Below are 19,491 nucleotides of genomic sequence, written 5' to 3'. Positions count from 1 at the left end.
ATGCTTATAATGGCGGCCATGCCCGAGGGAGATGCTTATGCTGTTGCGTGGTTTGACCTGGCTGGTGCTGTTCCAGCTGCTGGGGACGGCAATCAACCATCTGTTGGTGCCGTTTCTGCCGGGGCCGATCATCGGCCTGTTGCTGCTTTTGTTCTTCCTCATGGCCCGTGGTGAGGTGGGCAAGCCGCTGAACGAGGCCGCCAGCAGCCTTCTGCGTTACCTGCCGCTGTTGCTGGTGCCGCCAGCGGTGGGGGTGATGGTGTATGCCAGGGATATCGCCGCCGACTTCTGGGCCATTGCCGGTGCCTTGCTGATCTCCTGCCTGGTGACCCTGGTGTTCGTCGGCGTGTTGATGCAAAAGCTCATCCACCGTCAGGGCCGGAGCGAGGAGCAGCCATGATGCTCGACTGGCAAGGCGCACTGGATGCGGTCGTTCATCATCCCTTGTTCGGTATCGGCATCACGCTTGGGGCCTACCAGGTGGTGCTGGCGGCCTACGAGAAGACCCGCTGGATCTTCCTGCAGCCGGTACTGGTCTCGATGCTGCTGGTGATCGGCGTGTTGCTGGTGTGTGGCATCGACTACAGCGAATATCGCAAGAGCACCGAAATCATGAACATCCTGCTGGGGCCTGCCACCGTAGCCCTGGCTGTGCCGCTCTACCTCAACCTGCGGCGTATCCGACAGCTGTTCTGGCCCACATTTACTACGCTGGTAGTCGGAGGCCTGTTCGCTACGCTGTGCTGCCTGTTGCTGGGCTGGTGGTTCGGTGCCGAGCACATGATCCTGATGACCATGGCGCCGAAGTCGGTCACTTCGCCGATCGCCATGCTGGTGGCTGAGCAGATTGGCGGCGTGGCTGCCTTGGCGGCGGTGTTCGTGCTGATTACCGGGGTTATCGGGGCAATCTTCGGCCCGGCGTTGCTGAGCCGTTTTGGCGTGCATAGCCCCGAGGCCCGTGGCATGTCTTTGGGCGTGACCGCGCACGCAGTGGGCACGTCGGTGGCCCTGCAGGAAAGTGACGAATGCGGCGCCTTTGCCGCGCTGGCGATGAGCCTGATGGGGGTGGCCACGGCGGTGTTCCTGCCGCTGGCGGTCAGCCTGGTGGCTTGAGGACTTGTGATGACGCTACCGCTGTTTCCTCTCAATACCGTGCTGTTTCCTGGTTGTTTCCTCGATTTGCAGATTTTCGAGGCGCGCTATCTGGACATGATCGGGCGCTGCATGAAGCGGGGCGAAGGTTTTGGTGTGGTGTGCATCCTCGAAGGCGAGCAGGTCGGCAAGGCGCCGCCGGTGGTCGCCTCGATCGGCTGCGAGGCGGTGATCCGTGACTTCGTGCAGCAGGATAACGGCTTGCTGGGTATCCGCGTCGAAGGCGTGCGGCGCTTCAGCCTGGAAAGCACCGAGGTGCAGAAGGACCAGTTGCTGGTGGGGCAGGTGAAATGGCTGCCGGAGCAGGCGGACAGCCCGTTGCTCGAGGCGGACGAAGACCTGCTGGCGTTGCTGGTGGCCCTGGGTGAACACCCGATGGTCGAAGCCCTGGACATGCCGCGGCCTGTGGACGGGCGCCAGACGTTGGCCAACCAGTTGGCGTACCTGCTGCCCTTCATGGAAGAGGACAAGCTGGATCTGCTGACCCTCGACTCGCCACAGGAGCGGTTGGGGGAAATTCAGAAGCTGCTGGAGCGGATTCAGGGTGAGTTGTTTGCCTGATAGTGATGTGTTGTCAGTGCCGACCTCTTCGCGGGTAAACCCGCTCCCACAGAGACAGCGCCGTTCTCAGGCTTGATGCAGTACCTGTGGGAGCGGGTTTACCCGCGAAGAGGCCGATACAGGCGACATCAATATTGATACCGCAGCAAAGCCTGTGGCAGCGCATGCATGGCAAAGAACGCTAACAACGCGACACACGCCGGCAACACCAGCCACCAAACCCGCAGCGGCAAGGCCGGGAGAGTCTGGTGACGCTGCGCTAGTGCCAGGCTGAGCGCGCACACGCAGCACGCCAGCAATGCCCCGGCGAGGATGTCGGTCGGCCAGTGCGCCCCGAGGTACACCCGTGACAGGGCAATCGCCAGCGCTGGAATGCAGCCCAGCATCACCCAGGTCAGGCGCATCCGCGGCGGCTGACCGCGACCGGCCAGCACTGCCATTACCAGGAAGAACGCAAACGACGCCGAACTGTGCCCACTGGGCATGCTGTAGCTGGTCAGCGGGTCGCTCAGCACTTCCGGGCGGGCCCGGGCGAACAGCCACTTCAGCGTGCCGTTGGCAAACGCCGTACCCATCAGTGCGCCCGCAGCGAACATGGCATGCCGCCATTGCCGGGCAAGCAGCAGCAGGCCCGTCAGCAGCCCGCCGAGGAATAACTGGGTGCGGAAATCGCCCAGCCGGGTCACCAGCACCACGGCGCCATCGATGGCCTGGCTGCGGTGCTCCTGCACCAGTGTCATCACGCCCTGGTCGAACTCGTGCAGGTAGGGCCAGCCGAGGAAGACCCCGGCCAAGGCCAGGAAACTCATGCCGGCGATCAGCCGGGTGCCGTGGCGTTGATCACGAATGCTGGTGTTCAGGCTCAGCCCGATGATGACTGCCAGGGTGCCGGCGATGATCCCGGCATCCAGCCAGAAGCCTTCCGGCAAGGGCAGGCGCATGGCTGCGCCGGTAGCCCAGCCGGGCAGCAGGTAGGCCACTGCCCAGCCGGCACCGGCCACCAGGCTGACGGCGATGAACCGCGGCAGCGGCATGTCGAACATGCCGGCGACCATTGGCAGCATAGGCCGCAGCGGCCCGATGAAGCGCCCTACCAGCAGGCTGGCGATGCCGTAGCGCTGGAAGTAGGCCTCGGCGCTGCCGATCCATTCCGGATGGTGGCGCAGCAGGGGCAGCCTGCGAATGTTCTGGTGGAAGTACTTGCCCACCGTGTACGACAACGCATCGCCCACCAGGCCGCCGAGAAAGCCCAGCAGCAGCGTTTCGCCCAGGCTGAAGGCGCCGCTGCCGGCCAGTACCGCGACCGCGAACAGCAGCACGGTGCCTGGCACGATGATGCCGGCAATGGCCAGGCACTCGATGCAGGCCACCAGGAATATCGCCAGGCCAAGCCACTGCGGGTTGGCGCTGAGCCAGCCAGTCAGGCTGTCGAGCCATTGGCCCATGGTTCAGCTTCCTTGTTCCAGAATGAAGAAGTCGCGGCCTTCGACTTGGCCGCGACGTAACGGGTTCCGCGTGCAGAAACGGGCGTATTCGGCATCGACGAAACGGTAGGGCAGGTGCTCGTCGCGGCCATGCGGGATGCCCAGGCGGGCGGCCTGGATCACCCGTGGCACGAAGTTGCCGCAATCCTCCACGTACAGGCGCTCGGCGTCAAAACGCTGGGCGTCCCAGTGCGGCACCTTCAGGCCCAGGGCGCGACACAGCAAGGTCTGGCCGGCGCACAGGCGCTCGGCCGGGCGGAGGTTGCCGCTGGCATCGGGGTTGTTCAGTTGCATCTGTGTCAGGCTGTTCGGCCCCGAGCGGGCGTCCTGCCAAGGATAGGCCGACTTGATGAGCACCGCGTTGCCTGGCCCGTGGGCGCTGAAGTTCAGCGAGTCGCCGCCGCGGGCGTAGTACATATAGATGTGCCCACCATCGAGGAACAGCGCCTTGCGCTTTTCGGTGTAGCCGAGCGAGGCGTGGCTGCCTTTGTCGGTGAGGTAGTAGGCCTCGGTCTCGATGATGCGCGCGGCCAGCCACAGGTCGCCGTGGCGATGGCGTATGACTTTGCCCAGCAGGGCCTTGGCCAGGGTCTGGGCGTCGCGGTCGAAAAAGCTGTCGGGCAAGGCTGGCATGCGGGCGGTTCGTGGCTGGGACGGCGGGGATGATAGCAATGAATAGCTTAATCGAGGCTGAATCGAGTGGGATGTTGGCAGTGCCGGCCCTTTCGCGGGCTCGCCCGCTCCCACAGGTACCTCGGAGGTCCCAGGCCTTGTGCAATCCCTGTGGGAGCGGGTTTACCCGCGAAAAGGCCCTGATAGGAGATAGAAATTTCGATAACCCCGGTTACATCTTTCCTACACAATGCCCCCAGCCATTTTCTACCATCCGCCACCCGCCGCTGGGCGTACACTTGCGCGCCAGTTATAATCAGCCGATTTCCCCTTCGCCAAGACACCGAACCCATGACTGAGTCCGTTCTTGACTATATGACCCGCCTGGGTCGCGCTGCCCGTGAGGCTTCCCGGGTGATCGGCCGTGCCAGCACCGCGCAGAAGAACCGCGCCCTGCAAGCTGCCGCCGACGCACTGGACGCCGCTCGTGCCGAGCTGACCGCAGCCAACGAGCTGGACCTGGCCGCCGGCCGTGCCAACGGCCTGGAGCCCGCGCTGCTCGACCGCCTGGCGCTGACCCCGGCGCGTATCGACGGCATGATCACCGGCCTGCGCCAGGTGGCTGGCCTGCCGGACCCGGTCGGTGCCATCCGCGACATGAGCTACCGCCCATCCGGTATCCAGGTCGGCAAGATGCGCACGCCGCTGGGGGTGATCGGGATCATCTACGAATCGCGCCCGAACGTGACCATCGATGCCGCCAGCCTGTGCCTGAAGTCGGGTAACGCGACCATCCTGCGTGGCGGCTCCGAAGCCATCCACTCCAACCGCGCCATCGCCACCTGCATCCAGCGTGGCCTGGCCGCCGCCGGCCTGCCGGCAGCCGTGGTGCAGGTGGTCGAGACTACCGACCGCGAAGCCGTGGGCGCGCTGATCAGCATGCCGGAATTCGTCGACGTCATCGTGCCGCGCGGTGGCCGTGGCCTGATCGAACGCATCAGCCGCGATGCCCGCGTGCCAGTGATCAAGCACCTGGACGGTATCTGCCACGTCTATGTCAGCCAGCACGCCGACCTGGACAAGGCCTGGCGCGTTGCGTTCAACGCCAAGACTTACCGCTATGGCATCTGTGGTGCCATGGAAACGCTGCTGGTCGACCAGCAGGTGGCCGAGCGCTTCCTGCCGGAAATGGCCAGTCGCTTCCAGGAGAAGGGCGTCGAGCTGCGTGGCTGCGAGCGCACCCGGGCGATCATCGACGCCAAGCCCGCCACCGAGGCCGACTGGCACACCGAATACCTGGACGCGATCCTGTCGATTCGCGTGGTCGATGGGCTGGACCAGGCCATCGAGCACATCAACCACTATGGCTCGCACCATACCGACTCGATCATCAGCGAACACCAGGGTGAAGCCCGTCAGTTCATGGCCGAGGTCGACTCGGCGTCGGTCATGCTCAATACCCCGACCTGCTTCGCCGACGGCTTCGAGTACGGCCTGGGTGCGGAAATCGGCATTTCCACCGACAAGCTGCATGCCCGCGGCCCGGTCGGCCTGGAAGGCCTGACCTGCGAGAAGTACGTGGTGATCGGTGACGGCCAGCTGCGCGGCCAGGAGTCCTGCTGAGTTGAGCAAGGCCCAGGCAGTCCGGCGCATCGGCATTCTTGGCGGCACCTTCGACCCCGTGCACATCGGCCACCTGCGCAGCGCGCTGGAAGTGGCCGAGTTCATGGGGCTGGACGAGCTGCGCCTGCTGCCCAACGCCCGGCCGCCGCACCGCGACACCCCGCAGGTGGCCGCGCAGGACCGCCTGGCCATGGTGCAAGGCGCTGTACAGGGCGTGCCCTGCCTGAGCGTGGATGCCCGCGAACTGGCGCGCGACAAACCGTCGTACACCATAGACACGCTGGAATCGATCCGCGCCGAACTGGCCGCTGGCGACCAGTTGTTCCTGGTGCTGGGCTGGGATGCCTTCTGTGGCCTGCCCGGCTGGCACCGCTGGGAAGAATTGCTGCAACACTGTCACATCCTGGTGCTGCAACGCCCGGATGCCGACGTAGAACCCCCTGACGAGCTGCGCAACCTGCTGGCTGCGCGCTCGGAGAGCGATCCCACCGCCTTGTCCGGCCCGGCGGGAAACATTTCGTTCGTCTGGCAGACGCCGCTTGCGGTGTCGGCTACACAGATCCGACAGCTGCTGGCCAGCGGCAAATCGGTGAGGTTCCTGGTGCCGGACGCCGTACTGGCCTACATCGAGGCGCACGAACTGTATCGTGCACCTAACTGACGGTGCCTCTGGCGCCTCATCCAACGAGTTGAACGAGTTTTATATGACCAAGCAGAAAATCCACGGCGAAGAACTGGTCGCCCTGACCAAGGCAGCGCTGGAAGACGTCAAGGCCCAGGACATCCAGGTCATCGACGTGCGCGAAAAGCACAGCCTGACCGACTACATGATCATTGCCACCGGTACCTCCAACCGCCAGATCAACGCGATGCTGGAAAAGGTCCGCGAAGCGGTCAAGGCCAAGGGCGCCCAGCCGCTGGGTGAAGAAGGCAAGGGCGACAGCGACTGGGTACTGCTGGACCTGAACGACGTCATCGTGCACATGATGACCGCCGCTGCCCGCCAGTTCTACGACCTGGAGCGCCTGTGGCAGGGGGCCGAGCAAAGCCGTGCCGCCGATGGCAAGCACCACAGCCCGGACCATGCCCACGAGTACTCCGACAAGCTCAAGGACCGGGAATAAGGAAAGCGCTGTGCGTCTGCGCCTGATCGCGGTCGGCTCGCGCATGCCGAAGTGGGTCGAGGAAGGCTGGCATGAATATGCCAAGCGCCTGCCCGCCGAGCTGTCGCTGGAGCTGGTGGAAATCCCGCTGAACACTCGTGGCAAGAATGCCGACGTCGCCCGCCTGATCCGTCAGGAGGGCGAAGCCATGCTGAGCAAGGTTCAGCCAGGGGAACGCATCGTCACCCTCGAGGTCCATGGCAAGCCCTGGAGTACCGAGCAGCTGGCGACCGAGCTGGACCGCTGGCGCCTGGATGCGCGCACGGTGAATTTGATGGTGGGCGGCCCGGAAGGCCTGGCGCCCGAGGTCTGTGCGCGCGCCGAGCAACGCTGGTCGCTGTCGCCGCTGACCTTGCCGCACCCATTGGTAAGGATACTCATCGGCGAGCAGATCTACCGCGCCTGGACCGTGCTGTCCGGGCATCCTTACCATAAATGAGCCTGTAAGCAGTCCGATGTCGCAGCCGATCCGTCTCAAGGACCACGAGAAAGACGCCCGCCTGGTGCGCAACCGCGTCGTGGTCGGCGCAGTCGCGATCATGCTGCTTATCTGCGTGCTGATTGCGCGTCTGTACTACCTGCAGGTCATCCAGCACGACTATCACTCGACGCTGTCGGAGAACAACCGGGTGCATGTGCAGCCGATCCCGCCGACCCGCGGGCTGATCTTTGACCGCAACGGGGTGATCGTCGCCGACAACCGGCCCAGCTTCAGTCTGTCGATGACCCGCGAACGTGCGGGTAACTGGCAGGAAGTGCTGGATACCATCGTCGAAGTGCTGGAGCTGACGGCCGACGACCGCGCCCTGTTCGAGAAGCGCATGCGCCAGGGCCGCCGGCCGTTCGAGCCGGTGCCGATCCTGTTCGAACTCAACGAAGAGCAGATCGCCCGTGTGGCGGTGAACCAGTTCCGCCTGCCTGGCGTGGAAGTGGTGGCCCAGTTGGTGCGCCATTACCCGCAGGGCGCGCATTTTGCCCATTCGGTGGGGTATGTGGGGCGAATCAACGAGAAAGAGCTGAAAACCCTCGACCCGGTGAACTACAGCGGCACCCACCACATCGGCAAGACCGGCATCGAACGCTTCTACGAAGCCGACCTGCATGGCCAGGTGGGCTATGAGGAAGTCGAGACCAACGCCCGCGGCCGCGTGCTGCGGGTGCTCAAGCGCACCGACCCGAAACCGGGCAAGGACATCGTGCTGAGCCTGGATATCAAGCTGCAGGAGGCCGCCGAGGCTGCCCTGGGTGGCCGGCGTGGTGCGGTGGTGGCGCTCGACCCGCGTACCGGCGAGGTGCTGGCGATGGTCAGCCAGCCCAGCTTCGACCCCAACCTGTTCGTCACCGGCATCGGCTTCAAGGCCTATGCCGAACTGCGCGACTCGATCGACCGACCGCTGTTCAACCGCGTGCTGCGCGGCCTGTACCCGCCAGGTTCGACCATCAAGCCGGCGGTGGCCATCGCCGGCCTGGACAGCGGCGTGGTCAATGCCGGCAGCCGGGTGTTCGACCCGGGCTACTACCAGCTGCCCAACTACGACCACAAATACCGTAACTGGAACCGTTCGGGCGATGGCTGGGTCGACCTGGACACCGCGATCATGCGCTCCAACGACACCTACTTCTACGACCTTGCCCACAAGATGGGCATCGATCGGCTGTCCAGCTACATGAACAAATTCGGCATCGGCCAGCGGGTTTCCCTCGACATGTTCGAGGAATCCGCCGGGCTGATGCCATCGCGTGAATGGAAGCGCGTCACCCGCCGCCAGGCCTGGTTCCCCGGCGAAACCCTGATCCTCGGCATCGGCCAGGGCTACATGCAGGCCACGCCGCTGCAACTGGCCCAGGCCACTGCGCTGATCGCCAACAAGGGCGTGTGGAACCGCCCGCACCTGGCCAAGACCATCGAAGGCCAGCCGCCGGTGGACGACAACCCCATGGAAAACATCGTGCTGCGTGACAAGTCCGACTGGGCCAAGGTCACCCATGGCATGGAGCAGGTGATGCACAACGCCCGCGGTACCGCACGCAAGGCGGCCATTGGCTCGCAGTACCGCATTGCCGGCAAGAGTGGTACCGCCCAGGTGGTGGCAATCAAGCAGGGCGAGAAGTACGACCGCAACAAGCTTCAGGAGCGCCACCGCGACCACGCCCTGTTCGTCGCCTTCGCCCCGGCCGAGGACCCGAAGATCGTGGTTTCGGTGATGGTCGAGAACGGTGAGTCCGGCTCGGGCGTTGCCGCCCCAGTGGTGCGCCAGGTGATGGACGCCTGGTTGCTCGACGAAAACGGCCGGCTCAAGCCCGAGTTCGCGCCTGCCACCGTTACCCAGGAATCAGCCCTGTGATGAACAATTTCGATCGCATGCTCTCCAGCGAGGATGTGATGCGTCGGCGCGCCAGCTTTCTGCAGCGCATCCACGTCGACGGCCCTTTGCTGATCATTCTGCTGACCCTCGCGGCCGGCAGCCTGTTCGTCCTGTATTCGGCCAGTGGCAAGAACTGGGACCTGCTGCTCAAGCAGGCCACCTCGTTCGGCATCGGCCTGGTGTCGATGTTCATCATTGCCCAGCTGGAGCCGCGCTTCATGGCTCGCTGGGTGCCGCTGGCCTACCTGGCCGGGGTGCTGTTGCTGGTGGTGGTGGACGTGATGGGCCACAACGCCATGGGCGCCACGCGCTGGATCAACATCCCCGGGGTGATCCGCTTCCAGCCCTCGGAGTTCATGAAGATCATCATGCCGGCGACAATCGCCTGGTACCTGTCCAAGCGCACGTTGCCGCCGCATCTGAAGCATGTGGCGATCAGCCTGGTGCTGATCGGCGTGCCGTTCATCCTGATCGTGCGCCAGCCCGACCTGGGTACGGCGCTGCTGATCCTCGCCTCCGGGGCTTTCGTGCTGTTCATGGGCGGCCTGCGCTGGCGCTGGATCCTCAGCGTACTGGCGGCTGCGGTGCCAGTGGCGGTGGCGATGTGGTTCTTCGTCATGCACGACTACCAGAAGCAACGGGTACTGACCTTCCTCGACCCGGAAAGCGACCCGTTGGGCACTGGCTGGAACATCATCCAGTCGAAGGCGGCGATCGGCTCGGGCGGTGTGTTCGGCAAGGGCTGGCTGCTCGGCACCCAGTCGCACCTGGATTTCCTGCCGGAAAGCCACACAGACTTCATCATCGCGGTGCTCGGCGAGGAATTCGGCCTGGTCGGCATCTGCCTGCTGCTGATCGTCTACCTGCTGCTGATCGGTCGTGGCCTGATGATCACTGCCCAGGCGCAGACCCTGTTCGGCAAGCTGCTGGCGGGAAGCCTGACCATGACCTTCTTTGTGTACGTGTTCGTCAATATCGGTATGGTCAGCGGCCTTCTGCCCGTGGTGGGCGTGCCGCTGCCCTTCATCAGCTATGGCGGAACTTCGTTGGTGACGCTGCTGTCAGCGTTTGGCGTTCTGATGTCGATCCACACGCACCGCAAATGGATCGCTCAGGTTTGAATAAGGTGAAGAATTTCATGCAAGCAGTGCGTAACTGGGCTGCCCGTTGTGCGCCGTGGATCGGCGCGGTGGGCCTGTTCGGCGCTGTACAGCTGGCCCATGCCGGCGATTATCAGGGCTCGCCGCAGGTGGCCCAGTTCGTTGGCGAAATGAGCCGCGACTATGGCTTTGCCCCTGAGCAGCTGATGGGTGTGTTCGCGGAGGTGCAGCGCAAACAGTCGATCCTCGACGCCATTTCGCGCCCGGCCGAACGGGTAAAGCCGTGGAAGGACTACCGGCCGATGTTCATCACTGACGCGCGTATTGCCCGCGGTGTGGACTTCTGGCGCCAGCACGAGGCGGTGCTGGCCCGTGCCGAGCAGGAATATGGCGTGCCGGCGCAGTACATCGTTGCCATCATCGGCGTGGAAACCTTCTTTGGCCGCAACACCGGTAATTACCGGGTGATCGATGCCTTGTCGACCTTGGGCTTCGACTACCCGCCACGGGCGGAGTTCTTCCGCAAGGAGCTGCGCGAATTCCTGCTGCTGGCCCGTGAGGAACAGCTCGACCCGCTGACGCTCAAAGGCTCCTACGCTGGTGCAATGGGCCTGCCGCAGTTCATGCCGAGCAGCTTCCGCAACTTCGCGGTGGACTTCGACGGCGACGGCCACATCAATATCTGGAACAACCCGGACGATGCCATTGGCAGCGTGGCCAGCTACTTCAAGCGCCACGGCTGGGTGGCCGGCGAAGGTGTGGTCAGCCGCGCCTGGGTGGACGGTGGGCGCGCCGACGAAGGCCTGACCACCGGCATCGAGCCGGTAAAAACCGTTGGGGAGTTGCGCACGCTTGGCTGGTCGGTCCATGATTCGTTGCGCGATGATCTGCCGGTTACCGCCTTTCGTCTCGAGGGCGACAATGGCCCCGAGTACTGGATGGGCCTGAAGAACTTCTACGCGATCACTCGCTACAACCGCAGCGTGATGTATGCCATGGCGGTGCATCAGCTATCGGAACAGCTGGTTCAAGCACGGGGCGTCAAGTAATGCGCGCAATCATCTCTGGCAAGTCTTTCAAGCTGCTCACCTGCCTCGCCGTGGGCGTGGTGCTGGCCAGCTGTTCATCCAACCGCCCGCCCCAGCAAAGCAGTGGCAACGTGGTGCGCACCCAGCCGGGCCTGGACATCAACCGCGCGCACAAGGACGGCGCGCCGTGGTGGGACGTGGATGTGAACAAGATCCCCGACGCCACGCCAACCGTGCACACCGGCAACTACAAGGCCAACCCGTACACGGTATTGGGCAAGACCTACTACCCGATGCAGGACTCGCGCAATTATCGCGCGGAAGGTACCGCGTCGTGGTATGGCACCAAGTTCCACGGCCAGAACACCGCCAACGGCGAGCTGTACGACCTGTACGGCATGAGCGCGGCGCACAAGACCCTGCCGCTGCCGGCCTACGTGCGGGTGACCAACCTGGCCAACGGCCGTAGCGTGATCTTGCGGGTGAACGACCGTGGGCCGTTCTATTCGGACCGCATCATCGACTTGTCCTATGCCGCGGCGAAAAAGCTCGGTTATGCCGAGATTGGCACCGCGCACGTGCGCGTCGAAGGTATCGACCCGCAGCAGTGGTGGGCCCAGCGTGGCCAGACACCACCGATGGTGCTCAAGGAGCCCCAGGTGGCCCAGACCCAGGCGATCCCGGCCAGTACCGGGCGCGTCGAGCAATGGACCCCGCCGCCCCAGCAGCATGCAGCGCCGGTGGTGCCGGTGCAGGTGGCCGGCAACAACGTGCCGGCCGGCAGTGGCGGCAGCTTCCTGCAGGTGGGTGCCTTCGCCAACCCGGACGCCGCCGAACTGTTGCGCTCCAAGCTCAGCAGCATGGTCAGCGCGCCAGTGTTCATCAGCTCGATCGTGCGTAACCAGCAGACCCTGCACCGCGTGCGCCTCGGGCCGATCAACAGCCAGGGCGAGATCCAGCAAGCGCAGGACAGCATCCGCCTGGCGAACCTTGGGCAGGCCAAGCTGGTCACAGCTGACTGACCGCGTTGCCTTCTTCGCGGGCACGCCCGCTCCCACAGGGCATGCGAAACCCTGTGGGAGCGGGCGCGCCCGCGAAGAAGGCAACACCAAACTGTCGGTTTTGTCATGAATTGACGGGCGCGGGCATGTACAATGTCGGCTTTTGCCCGCAGCGACATAAAGCCGCACATTGCGAGCCAGGCCTACGGCCGCAAAAACTAGACTGACTGGCGCTGGGCACATGATCTTGCCCAGGGAACATCAGACCATTAGCGATTTTCGAGAGACGGATGAACATCACCAACCTTGCCAAACGACTTTGCCTGCCCGTACTGCTGATGATCACGCCTGCCGCCTTCGCGGCTGAGCAGATGACGCCGGCGCCACCGCAACTGGCAGCCAAGTCCTACGTACTCATGGATGCGTCCAGCGGCAACGTGCTGGTCGAGAACAACGGTGACGAGCGCCTGCCGCCTGCCAGCCTGACCAAGCTGATGACGGCCTACATCGCCACCCTGGACATCCGTCGCGGCCAGATCGGTGAAAACGACCCGGTTACCGTCAGCGAAAACGCCTGGCGGACCGGCGGTTCGCGCATGTTCATCAAGGTGGGCAGCCAGGTGACCGTCAGCGACCTGCTGCACGGCATCATCATCCAGTCCGGCAACGACGCCTCGGTCGCCCTGGCCGAGCACATCGCCGGCAGCGAAGACGCCTTCGCCGACATGATGAACAAGACCGCTGCCGACCTGGGAATGGCCAACAGCCACTTCATGAACCCGACCGGCCTGCCGCACCCGGACCATTACTCGTCGGCCCACGACATGGCTACCCTGGCCCGTGCGATCATCAACGTCGACCCGGCCCACTACGCCATCTACTCGCAGAAAGAGTTCTTCTGGAACAACATCAAGCAGCCAAACCGCAACCTGCTGCTGTGGCGTGACAAGACTGTCGACGGCCTGAAGACCGGCCACACAGACGAAGCCGGCTACTGCATGGTGGCTTCGGCCGTTCGCGATGGCCAGCGCCTGATCGCCGTGGTCTTCGGCACCAACAGCGAGCAGTCGCGTGCTGCCGAGACCCAGAAGCTGCTGACCTATGGCTTCCGCTTCTTCGAAACCCAGACCTTCTACCAGAAGGGTACCGAGCTGACCAAGTCGCCGGTCTGGAAGGGCGCGACTGGCGAAGTGAAAGCTGGCCTGGCCAACGACCTTACCCTGACTATGCCTAAAGGCCAATTGAAGCGCCTGCAGGCTTCGATGACCATGAACCCGCAGCTCACCGCGCCAATCGCCAAAGGTGACGTGATCGGCAAAGTGGAAGTCAAACTGGACGAGAAAGTGGTTCACAGCGCCGACCTGATCGCCCTCGATGGCGTCGAGGAAGGTGGTTTCTTCCGCCGTATGTGGGATAGCATCCGTCTATTCTTCTACGGGTTGTTCAACTGATACGTGACCTGCATGCCCCCGCGTATCCTGCGGGGGCGTTGTTGTTGCCACGGCTTACGAGGCCGTTTCCGCCATGAGCGAACCAGACGTCAAGTCGCACAAGATCGAATTCCCCTGCGACGATTACCCGATCAAGGTCATCGGTGACACCGTTGTCGGCTTCAAGGACACGGTGATCGAGATCCTGAGCAAGCACGCGAAGGTCGACCTTTCCACCCTGGCCGAGCGCCAGAGCAAGGAAGGCAAGTACACCACCGTGCAATTGCACATCGTTGCCGAAAGCGAGAACCAGCTGCACGATATCAACAGCGCCCTGCGCGCTACCGGCATCGTGAAAATGGTGCTCTGATGTCCGCCTGCCTCGGTTTTCGCGAGCTTGGCCTGCAGCCCTACGAACCGGTGCTGGAGGCCATGCGTCGCTTCACCGAGCAGCGCAGCCCGGACAGCCAGGATGAAGTCTGGCTGGTCGAGCACCCCGCGGTCTTCACCCAGGGCCAGGCCGGCAAGGCCGAGCACCTGCTGGTGCCGGGCGACATCCCGGTAGTGCAGACCGATCGCGGTGGCCAGGTGACCTACCATGGCCCCGGGCAGCTGGTGGCCTACCTGCTGCTGGATGTGCGCCGGCTGGGCTTTGGCGTGCGTGAGCTGGTCAGCCGTATCGAGCAGACCCTCATCGACCTGCTCGCCAGTTACGATGTCCAGGCCGCGGCCAAGCCCGATGCCCCGGGCGTCTATGTCGACGGAGCGAAAATCGCCTCCCTCGGCCTGCGAATCCGCAACGGCCGTTCGTTCCACGGCCTTGCCCTGAACGTGGACATGGACCTCGCGCCATTCCGCCGAATCAACCCCTGCGGCTATGCGGGGCTGGCGATGACCCAGCTGCGCGACCTGGCAGGCCCGATCGAACTCGACGAGGTCAGGACAAGGCTGCGCGGACAGCTGGTCAAGCACCTCGACTACGCTGAGCAGACGACCCTCACGGGCGGAATCGACTGAATATGACAACTGTGCAAGAAGCCGTGCCGAACCTGACACCTACCCAGGATGCCACCCCGCGCCCAGCGCCGAAGAAGGTGGAAGCCGGGGTCAAGCTGCGTGGTGCCGAAAAGGTGGCGCGCATCCCTGTGAAGATCATCCCCACCGAAGAGCTGCCGAAGAAGCCCGACTGGATCCGCGTGCGTATCCCGGTGTCGCCCGAGGTAGACCGCATCAAGCAGCTGCTGCGCAAGCACAAGCTGCACAGCGTATGCGAAGAGGCATCCTGCCCGAACCTGGGCGAGTGCTTCTCCGGTGGTACCGCCACCTTCATGATCATGGGTGACATCTGCACCCGTCGTTGCCCGTTCTGCGACGTTGGCCACGGCCGGCCGAAACCGCTGGACCTGGACGAGCCGAAGAACCTGGCCATCGCCATCGCCGACCTGCGCCTGAAGTACGTGGTGATCACCTCGGTGGACCGCGACGACCTGCGTGACGGTGGTGCCCAGCACTTTGCCGACTGCATCCGCGAAATCCGTGCGCTGTCGCCGGGCGTACAGCTGGAAACCCTGGTGCCGGACTACCGTGGGCGCATGGATATTGCCCTGGAGATCACCGCGCAAGAGCCGCCGGATGTGTTCAACCACAACCTCGAGACCGTACCGCGCCTGTACAAGGCCGCACGCCCGGGTTCGGACTACGACTGGTCGCTGGACCTGCTGCAGAAGTTCAAGCAGCTGGTGCCGCACGTACCGACCAAGTCGGGCCTGATGCTCGGCCTGGGCGAAACCGATGAGGAAGTGATCGAAGTGATGCACCGCATGCGCGAGCATGACATCGACATGCTCACCCTCGGCCAGTACCTTCAGCCGTCGCGCAGCCACCTGCCGGTGCAGCGGTTTGTCCACCCGGACACCTTCGCCTGGTTCGCCGAGGAAGGTTACAAGATGGGCTTCAAGAACGTCGCTTCCGGCCCGTTGGTGCGTTCTTCGTACCACGCTGACCAGCAGGCTCACGAAGCCAAGATCAAGCTCTGAGCCAAGCACAGAGCCACGCATGCCGATGCGCGCCGAAGGGCCGCATCGGCATTTTTGTTTGTGCCACACGCGCTGCAAGGAGCCGCGATGAATTGCGCCGAAACCTTCCAACCCAGCCTGCCAGCCGCGCTGCCGCGTGATGCCTGTTTTGCCATTGTCGCCCCGGCGGGCGCGGCGCGGCTGGATACGCACAAGGTCAACCAGTGGTTCGTTGATAGAGGCTACAGCTGCCGCATCTATCCGGGAGCCCTTCAGGCCCAGGGCTATCTGGCGGGGCCGGACCGGCAGCGGTTACAGGACCTGCATGATGCCTTTGCCGACCCGGCTATCGACGCCATTCTGTGCATGCGTGGGGGGTACGGCAGCATGCGGCTGCTCGACCAACTCGATTTCGAACTGATCCGGTGCAACCCCAAGCCGCTGATCGGTTACAGCGACATAACCGCGCTGCACACGGCGATCTACCGGCATACCGGGCTGCTCACTTTCCATGGCGGGATGCTCAATGCCGACCTGCTGGGGGCCAAGTTGCCGCCAACCGAGACTTCGTTGCTGGCGCAGCTGGGTGGGCATGTGCGGGCAGGGGAGCAGATCGTGCACCCTGCTGACTTCGCATTGAGCAGCGTGCTGCATGGGGTGGCCAGCGGGCCGCTGCTGGGCGGCAACCTGTCGATGTTGGGCGCGACCCTGGGGACGATTGCCGAGCTGGATACGCAGGGCTGCATCCTGTTCATCGAGGACGTCAACGAGCCGCTTTACCGGGTGGATCGCTTGCTGACCCAGATGCGCCTGGCAGGCAAGCTGGAGGGGGTGAAGGGTGTGCTGGTGGGGGACTTTGCCGGGATTACCACTACGGCGTTGACGCCCCTGCTGGAGGATATCTTCGCGCCGCTGGGTGTACCGGTGCTGGCCGGGTGGCGCAGTGGGCATTGTGACCCGAATGTGTGCTTGCCGTTGGGGGCTCAGGTAATGCTGGATAGCGGGAGGCAGACATTGGTGTTGGAGCAGGATTTGTTCAAGGCTTGAGATTGTCGGGGCTGCTTTGCAGCCCATCGCGACACAAGGCCGCTCCCACAGGAGAAGTGCTATCGCTTGTGGGAGCGGCCTTGTGTCGCGAAAGGGGCGCAACGCGCCCCCAGCAATCTCACTATTTGCGCAGGCTCTCGAGCAGCTTGTGGGTCGGATACCCATCCGCCGGCCACCCCAGCCCCTGTTGGGCATTTCGGATCGCCTTGCGGGTATTGGCGCCAATGATGCCATCGGCATTGCCGGCTTCGTGCCCATTGCTGTTCAGCAGGTTCTGCAGCTCCATGCGCTCGCTGCGGCTGAGGGGCAGGTCATCTTTCGGCCAGCTGCCGGCAATGAAGCCCCAGCCCGTGAAGCGATCACCCAGCAGGCTTACTGCCAGCGCGTAGGACGACGAATTGTTGTACTTGAGGATGGCGCGGAAGTTGTCCAGCACCAGGAACGCCGGGCCACGCGCGCCCGCGGGCAGCAGCAGTGCCGCAGACAGCTGGTTGCTAGCCACCGGCAGCTGGGTACCGGCAGGCAGTTTCACGCCCATCGCCAGCCACTCGCTCACCGGCTTGCGCAGGGCGCCATCGGCCTGCCAGTAATCGAAGCCAGGCGGCACCTGTACCTCGAAGCCCCACGGCTGGCCACGCTTCCAGCCCGAACTCTGCAGATAGTGCGCGGTCGAGGCCAAGGCGTCTGCCGTGCTGTTCCAGATGTCGCGGCGGCCATCGCCGTCGAAGTCCACGGCATGGGTGTTGTAGGTGGTCGGGATGAACTGGGTCTGGCCCATGGCACCGGCCCACGAGCCACGCATGGCCTCAGGCTGGATGTCGCCGTGCTGAATGATCTGCAGCGCGGCGATCAGCTGGTCCTGGGCGAACTGCGGGCGTCGGCCCTCATAGGCCAGGGTAGCCAGCGAGCGGATCACCGACTTGTTGCCCTGAAACTGGCCGAAGTTGCTTTCCATGCCCCATACCGCGACCAGCACCTGGCGATCGACACCATAGCTTTGCTCGATGCGGGTCAGCAGTTCGGCGTTCTGCTCCAGCAGCTTCTTGCCGTTGCGCACGCGCAGAGGCGACAGGGCGCCTTCGAGGTATTCCCATACGGGGCGGGTGAACTCCGGCTGGCTGCGATCGGCCTTGATCACGTCCATGTCGGGGGTGACGCCGAGGAAGGCGCGGTCGAACGTATCCTGCGAAATGCCGGCTTGCAGGGCTTGCTGGCGAAAGCCTGCTTGCCATTGCGCGAAGGTTTGCAGAGGCTGGATTTCAGTGCTGGTGTCGGGCGTCGTGCCGGGCAGGGTCACCACAGGGGTGGGCTGGGCGGGGGCCAGCGGCAAGGCATCTGCGGCGGTGGGCTTTTCTGCGCAGGCCACGAGCAGGATGAAACTGGAGGCCGCGATCAGCTGGCGGGTTTTCCAGCGGGGGAGAAGACTGAGGAGCATTCACAGATCCAGAATTGCAGGTCAGGTGACGACCATATCATGCCTGCGCTCTCGATGCTTTCATGCAGCCAAAAAGTAGGAAGCCTCCCAATCTCTCGATTGGAAGGCTTCGCGGCGGTAGCTGCCTTTGCCCTTGTTCGGCTGTTCCTGGCGGCAGCGGAACAGCGGTTGGGCGATGATCGACTTGGCCTTGTTGGGGCCGTGCTTTTTCGGCTTTTTGCTCATGGCGGGGTTCCCCGGTTGGGTGGGTTTCGCAGCGCACTGTAGGGCTTGGGGCAGGGTGGGGCCAATTGATTGTGTATATGGTCGAGATGTTGGGGGGGCATTGCAGCCCTGTGGGAGCGGGCGTGCCCGCGAACACCGGCGAAGCCGGTGCCATCCACTGCGTCGCCTGATTCGCGGGCATGCCCGCTCCCACAGCGGCCCCAGTTACTCGGGAGGGAGTGTGAGGCGCTGGCCGGCCATCAGCAGCGACAAGCGCGCCAGGCCAGTCCACGGCGAGCCCTCGGCCTGGCCCTTGATCTGTGCATCGATACGCTGGGCATCTTGCAGCAACTGCGCCCAGCGCTGCGCCGACAGGCGCTGCAGGGCCTTGCTGACCAGTGGCCGGCGTTTGTCCCAGACCGGTGGGCGGGCCTGGCTGAAAGCCTTGTCCAGCGGTACACCCTGACTGAACTGCTGGGCCAGCCCCGCCAGTTGGCGCAGCTCTCGGGCCAGGGCCCAGAGAATCACTGGTGGCTCCACGCCTTCACCGCGCAAGCCTTCGAGCATACGCAAGGCATGCGCAGCTTCGCCGTTGAGAATGGCATCGACCAGGCCGAAGACATCGAAGCGGGCGCTGTCGGCGACGGCGGCCTGCACGGTCTCCACGGTGATCTGGTTGCCCTCGGCAAGCAGCTTGAGCTTTTCGATTTCCTGTGCGGCCGCCAGCAGGTTGCCTTCCACGCGCGCGGCAATCAGGTCGACGGCGTCACGCTGTGCCGACAGGCCGGCCTGCTGCAGGCGCTGGTTGATCCACTGCGGCAGCTGGTGCACATCCACCGGCCAGATCTGGATGAACTGGCAGTGGGCACCTTCGATCAGCGCCTTGCCCCACTTGGTCTTCTGCGCGCTGCCGTCGAGCTTGGGCAGGCTGACCAGCAGCAAGGTGTCTTCGGCAGGGTTGGCGCAGTATTCCATCAGCGCAGCAGCGCCCTTGTCACCAGGCTTGCCCGAGGGCAAGCGCAATTCCAGCAGGCGGCGCTGGGCGAACAGGGACAGGCTGGCGCCAGCCTGGAGCAGGGTGCCCCAGTCGAAGTTGGCGTCGGCACTGAAGACCTGGCGTTCGTCGAAGCCCTGCTGGCGCGCGGCGTTGCGGATGGCGTCGGCGGCTTCCTGGCACAGCAGCGGGTCGTCGCCGCTGACCACGTAGACCGGTGCCAGGGCGCCTTGCAGGTGCTTGTTGAGTTGGGCGGGAGCGAGCTTCATGGGAAAC

21 protein-coding genes are annotated in these 19,491 nt (G+C 64.2%); 16 read left to right on the top strand and 5 right to left on the bottom strand.

Going from position 1 to position 19,491, the window contains the following annotated elements; genetic code table 11:
* The first annotated feature begins 37 nt into the window (after positions 1–37).
* From QN085_RS22760 to QN085_RS22750, 3 genes are read left to right on the top strand one after another with little or no spacing between them, the layout of a single operon-like run.
* A complete protein-coding gene (locus QN085_RS22760; protein WP_003257558.1) occupies positions 38–400 on the top strand; it encodes a CidA/LrgA family protein in 363 nt (120 codons plus the stop codon).
* Positions 397–1,113, top strand: a complete 717-nt coding sequence (locus tag QN085_RS22755) for an LrgB family protein (protein WP_013974365.1) — start codon at positions 397–399, stop codon at positions 1,111–1,113. The genes QN085_RS22760 and QN085_RS22755 overlap by 4 nt, the downstream gene beginning before the upstream one ends.
* A gap of 9 nt (positions 1,114–1,122) precedes the next feature.
* Complete coding sequence (locus QN085_RS22750) at positions 1,123–1,713, top strand: LON peptidase substrate-binding domain-containing protein (RefSeq protein WP_031324523.1); 591 nt, start codon at positions 1,123–1,125, stop codon at positions 1,711–1,713.
* Between the two features lie 128 nt (positions 1,714–1,841).
* On the opposite strand, the gene QN085_RS22745 is transcribed toward QN085_RS22750, so the two are convergent.
* Positions 1,842–3,158 (bottom strand): bifunctional DedA family/phosphatase PAP2 family protein, encoded by a 1,317-nt coding sequence (locus tag QN085_RS22745; RefSeq protein WP_013974363.1) that lies wholly within the window; start codon positions 3,156–3,158, stop codon positions 1,842–1,844.
* 3 nt (positions 3,159–3,161) lie between these two features.
* Positions 3,162–3,830, bottom strand: a complete 669-nt coding sequence (locus QN085_RS22740) for a DNA-3-methyladenine glycosylase (protein ID WP_023661259.1) — start codon at positions 3,828–3,830, stop codon at positions 3,162–3,164.
* 330 nt (positions 3,831–4,160) lie between these two features.
* Here QN085_RS22740 and QN085_RS22735 point away from each other — a divergent pair, with 330 nt between their 5' ends.
* The 13 genes from QN085_RS22735 to QN085_RS22675 all read left to right on the top strand — a co-directional run bounded on the left by QN085_RS22735 (position 4,161) and on the right by QN085_RS22675 (position 16,582).
* Positions 4,161–5,432, top strand: coding sequence for a glutamate-5-semialdehyde dehydrogenase (locus tag QN085_RS22735; protein ID WP_003257568.1), 1,272 nt, complete (start codon positions 4,161–4,163; stop codon positions 5,430–5,432).
* A gap of 1 nt (position 5,433) precedes the next feature.
* A complete protein-coding gene (gene nadD / locus QN085_RS22730) occupies positions 5,434–6,093 on the top strand; it encodes a nicotinate-nucleotide adenylyltransferase (protein WP_013974360.1) in 660 nt (219 codons plus the stop codon).
* Between the two features lie 43 nt (positions 6,094–6,136).
* Positions 6,137–6,556: a ribosome silencing factor gene (gene rsfS / locus QN085_RS22725; protein ID WP_013974359.1), complete on the top strand. Its 420-nt coding sequence runs from the start codon at positions 6,137–6,139 to the stop codon at positions 6,554–6,556.
* Between the two features lie 10 nt (positions 6,557–6,566).
* Positions 6,567–7,034 carry a 23S rRNA (pseudouridine(1915)-N(3))-methyltransferase RlmH gene (gene rlmH / locus QN085_RS22720; protein ID WP_003249722.1) on the top strand — a complete coding sequence of 156 codons (468 nt, stop codon included), beginning with the start codon at positions 6,567–6,569 and terminating at the stop codon, positions 7,032–7,034.
* Between the two features lie 16 nt (positions 7,035–7,050).
* The gene (gene mrdA, locus QN085_RS22715; RefSeq protein WP_023663303.1) at positions 7,051–8,940 is read left to right on the top strand and encodes a penicillin-binding protein 2; all 1,890 of its coding nucleotides are present in this window, start codon (positions 7,051–7,053) and stop codon (positions 8,938–8,940) included.
* 38 nt (positions 8,941–8,978) lie between these two features.
* Positions 8,979–10,082 (top strand): rod shape-determining protein RodA, encoded by a 1,104-nt coding sequence (rodA, locus tag QN085_RS22710; RefSeq protein WP_015271941.1) that lies wholly within the window; start codon positions 8,979–8,981, stop codon positions 10,080–10,082.
* Between the two features lie 17 nt (positions 10,083–10,099).
* Complete coding sequence (gene mltB, locus QN085_RS22705; RefSeq protein WP_038410161.1) at positions 10,100–11,110, top strand: lytic murein transglycosylase B; 1,011 nt, start codon at positions 10,100–10,102, stop codon at positions 11,108–11,110.
* A complete protein-coding gene (locus QN085_RS22700; RefSeq protein ID WP_013974354.1) occupies positions 11,110–12,111 on the top strand; it encodes a septal ring lytic transglycosylase RlpA family protein in 1,002 nt (333 codons plus the stop codon). The genes mltB and QN085_RS22700 overlap by 1 nt, the downstream gene beginning before the upstream one ends.
* 269 nt (positions 12,112–12,380) lie before the next feature.
* Complete coding sequence (locus QN085_RS22695; RefSeq protein ID WP_013974353.1) at positions 12,381–13,541, top strand: D-alanyl-D-alanine carboxypeptidase family protein; 1,161 nt, start codon at positions 12,381–12,383, stop codon at positions 13,539–13,541.
* Between the two features lie 73 nt (positions 13,542–13,614).
* Entirely contained in the window at positions 13,615–13,890 is a 276-nt protein-coding gene (locus QN085_RS22690; protein WP_003249736.1) for a DUF493 domain-containing protein, read from the top strand.
* Positions 13,890–14,537 carry a lipoyl(octanoyl) transferase LipB gene (lipB, locus tag QN085_RS22685; protein WP_013974352.1) on the top strand — a complete coding sequence of 216 codons (648 nt, stop codon included), beginning with the start codon at positions 13,890–13,892 and terminating at the stop codon, positions 14,535–14,537. Before QN085_RS22690 ends, lipB begins: the two co-directional genes overlap by 1 nt.
* Before the next feature lie 2 nt (positions 14,538–14,539).
* Positions 14,540–15,556, top strand: coding sequence for a lipoyl synthase (lipA, locus tag QN085_RS22680; RefSeq protein ID WP_023662353.1), 1,017 nt, complete (start codon positions 14,540–14,542; stop codon positions 15,554–15,556).
* Positions 15,557–15,643: 87 nt separating this feature from the next.
* Complete coding sequence (locus QN085_RS22675; RefSeq protein WP_041506368.1) at positions 15,644–16,582, top strand: S66 peptidase family protein; 939 nt, start codon at positions 15,644–15,646, stop codon at positions 16,580–16,582.
* Positions 16,583–16,703: 121 nt separating this feature from the next.
* Here the strand turns inward: QN085_RS22675 and QN085_RS22670 are convergent, their stop codons facing one another.
* The 3 genes from QN085_RS22670 to holA form a co-directional block, all read right to left on the bottom strand.
* Positions 16,704–18,017, bottom strand: a complete 1,314-nt coding sequence (locus tag QN085_RS22670; protein ID WP_041506369.1) for a lytic murein transglycosylase — start codon at positions 18,015–18,017, stop codon at positions 16,704–16,706.
* A 60-nt stretch (positions 18,018–18,077) separates the two neighbouring features.
* A complete protein-coding gene (gene arfA, locus QN085_RS22665) occupies positions 18,078–18,242 on the bottom strand; it encodes an alternative ribosome rescue factor ArfA (RefSeq protein ID WP_003257578.1) in 165 nt (54 codons plus the stop codon).
* A 204-nt stretch (positions 18,243–18,446) separates the two neighbouring features.
* Positions 18,447–19,484 (bottom strand): DNA polymerase III subunit delta, encoded by a 1,038-nt coding sequence (gene holA / locus QN085_RS22660; RefSeq protein ID WP_039613557.1) that lies wholly within the window; start codon positions 19,482–19,484, stop codon positions 18,447–18,449.
* Positions 19,485–19,491: the final 7 nt, after the last annotated feature.

The sequence above is a fragment of the Pseudomonas sp. M2(2023) genome (genome assembly GCF_030263955.1).
Classification (GTDB): Bacteria; Pseudomonadota; Gammaproteobacteria; order Pseudomonadales; family Pseudomonadaceae; genus Aquipseudomonas; species Aquipseudomonas asiatica.
The sequence above is the reverse complement of the archived record's forward strand: the minus strand, read 5'-3'. Positions and strand labels throughout refer to the sequence as shown.

Coding starts and splice junctions, on each gene's coding strand:
- QN085_RS22760 (WP_003257558.1), top strand. CDS start 38: ATGCTGTTGCGTGGTTTGACCTGGCTGGTGCTGTTCCAGCTGCTGGGG.
- QN085_RS22755 (WP_013974365.1), top strand. CDS start 397: ATGATGCTCGACTGGCAAGGCGCACTGGATGCGGTCGTTCATCATCCC.
- QN085_RS22750 (WP_031324523.1), top strand. CDS start 1,123: ATGACGCTACCGCTGTTTCCTCTCAATACCGTGCTGTTTCCTGGTTGT.
- QN085_RS22745 (WP_013974363.1), bottom strand. CDS start 3,158: ATGGGCCAATGGCTCGACAGCCTGACTGGCTGGCTCAGCGCCAACCCG.
- QN085_RS22740 (WP_023661259.1), bottom strand. CDS start 3,830: ATGCCAGCCTTGCCCGACAGCTTTTTCGACCGCGACGCCCAGACCCTG.
- QN085_RS22735 (WP_003257568.1), top strand. CDS start 4,161: ATGACTGAGTCCGTTCTTGACTATATGACCCGCCTGGGTCGCGCTGCC.
- rsfS (WP_013974359.1), top strand. CDS start 6,137: ATGACCAAGCAGAAAATCCACGGCGAAGAACTGGTCGCCCTGACCAAG.
- mrdA (WP_023663303.1), top strand. CDS start 7,051: ATGTCGCAGCCGATCCGTCTCAAGGACCACGAGAAAGACGCCCGCCTG.
- rodA (WP_015271941.1), top strand. CDS start 8,979: ATGCGTCGGCGCGCCAGCTTTCTGCAGCGCATCCACGTCGACGGCCCT.
- mltB (WP_038410161.1), top strand. CDS start 10,100: ATGCAAGCAGTGCGTAACTGGGCTGCCCGTTGTGCGCCGTGGATCGGC.
- QN085_RS22700 (WP_013974354.1), top strand. CDS start 11,110: ATGCGCGCAATCATCTCTGGCAAGTCTTTCAAGCTGCTCACCTGCCTC.
- QN085_RS22695 (WP_013974353.1), top strand. CDS start 12,381: ATGAACATCACCAACCTTGCCAAACGACTTTGCCTGCCCGTACTGCTG.
- QN085_RS22690 (WP_003249736.1), top strand. CDS start 13,615: ATGAGCGAACCAGACGTCAAGTCGCACAAGATCGAATTCCCCTGCGAC.
- lipB (WP_013974352.1), top strand. CDS start 13,890: ATGTCCGCCTGCCTCGGTTTTCGCGAGCTTGGCCTGCAGCCCTACGAA.
- lipA (WP_023662353.1), top strand. CDS start 14,540: ATGACAACTGTGCAAGAAGCCGTGCCGAACCTGACACCTACCCAGGAT.
- QN085_RS22675 (WP_041506368.1), top strand. CDS start 15,644: ATGAATTGCGCCGAAACCTTCCAACCCAGCCTGCCAGCCGCGCTGCCG.
- QN085_RS22670 (WP_041506369.1), bottom strand. CDS start 18,017: ATGCTCCTCAGTCTTCTCCCCCGCTGGAAAACCCGCCAGCTGATCGCG.
- arfA (WP_003257578.1), bottom strand. CDS start 18,242: ATGAGCAAAAAGCCGAAAAAGCACGGCCCCAACAAGGCCAAGTCGATC.
- holA (WP_039613557.1), bottom strand. CDS start 19,484: ATGAAGCTCGCTCCCGCCCAACTCAACAAGCACCTGCAAGGCGCCCTG.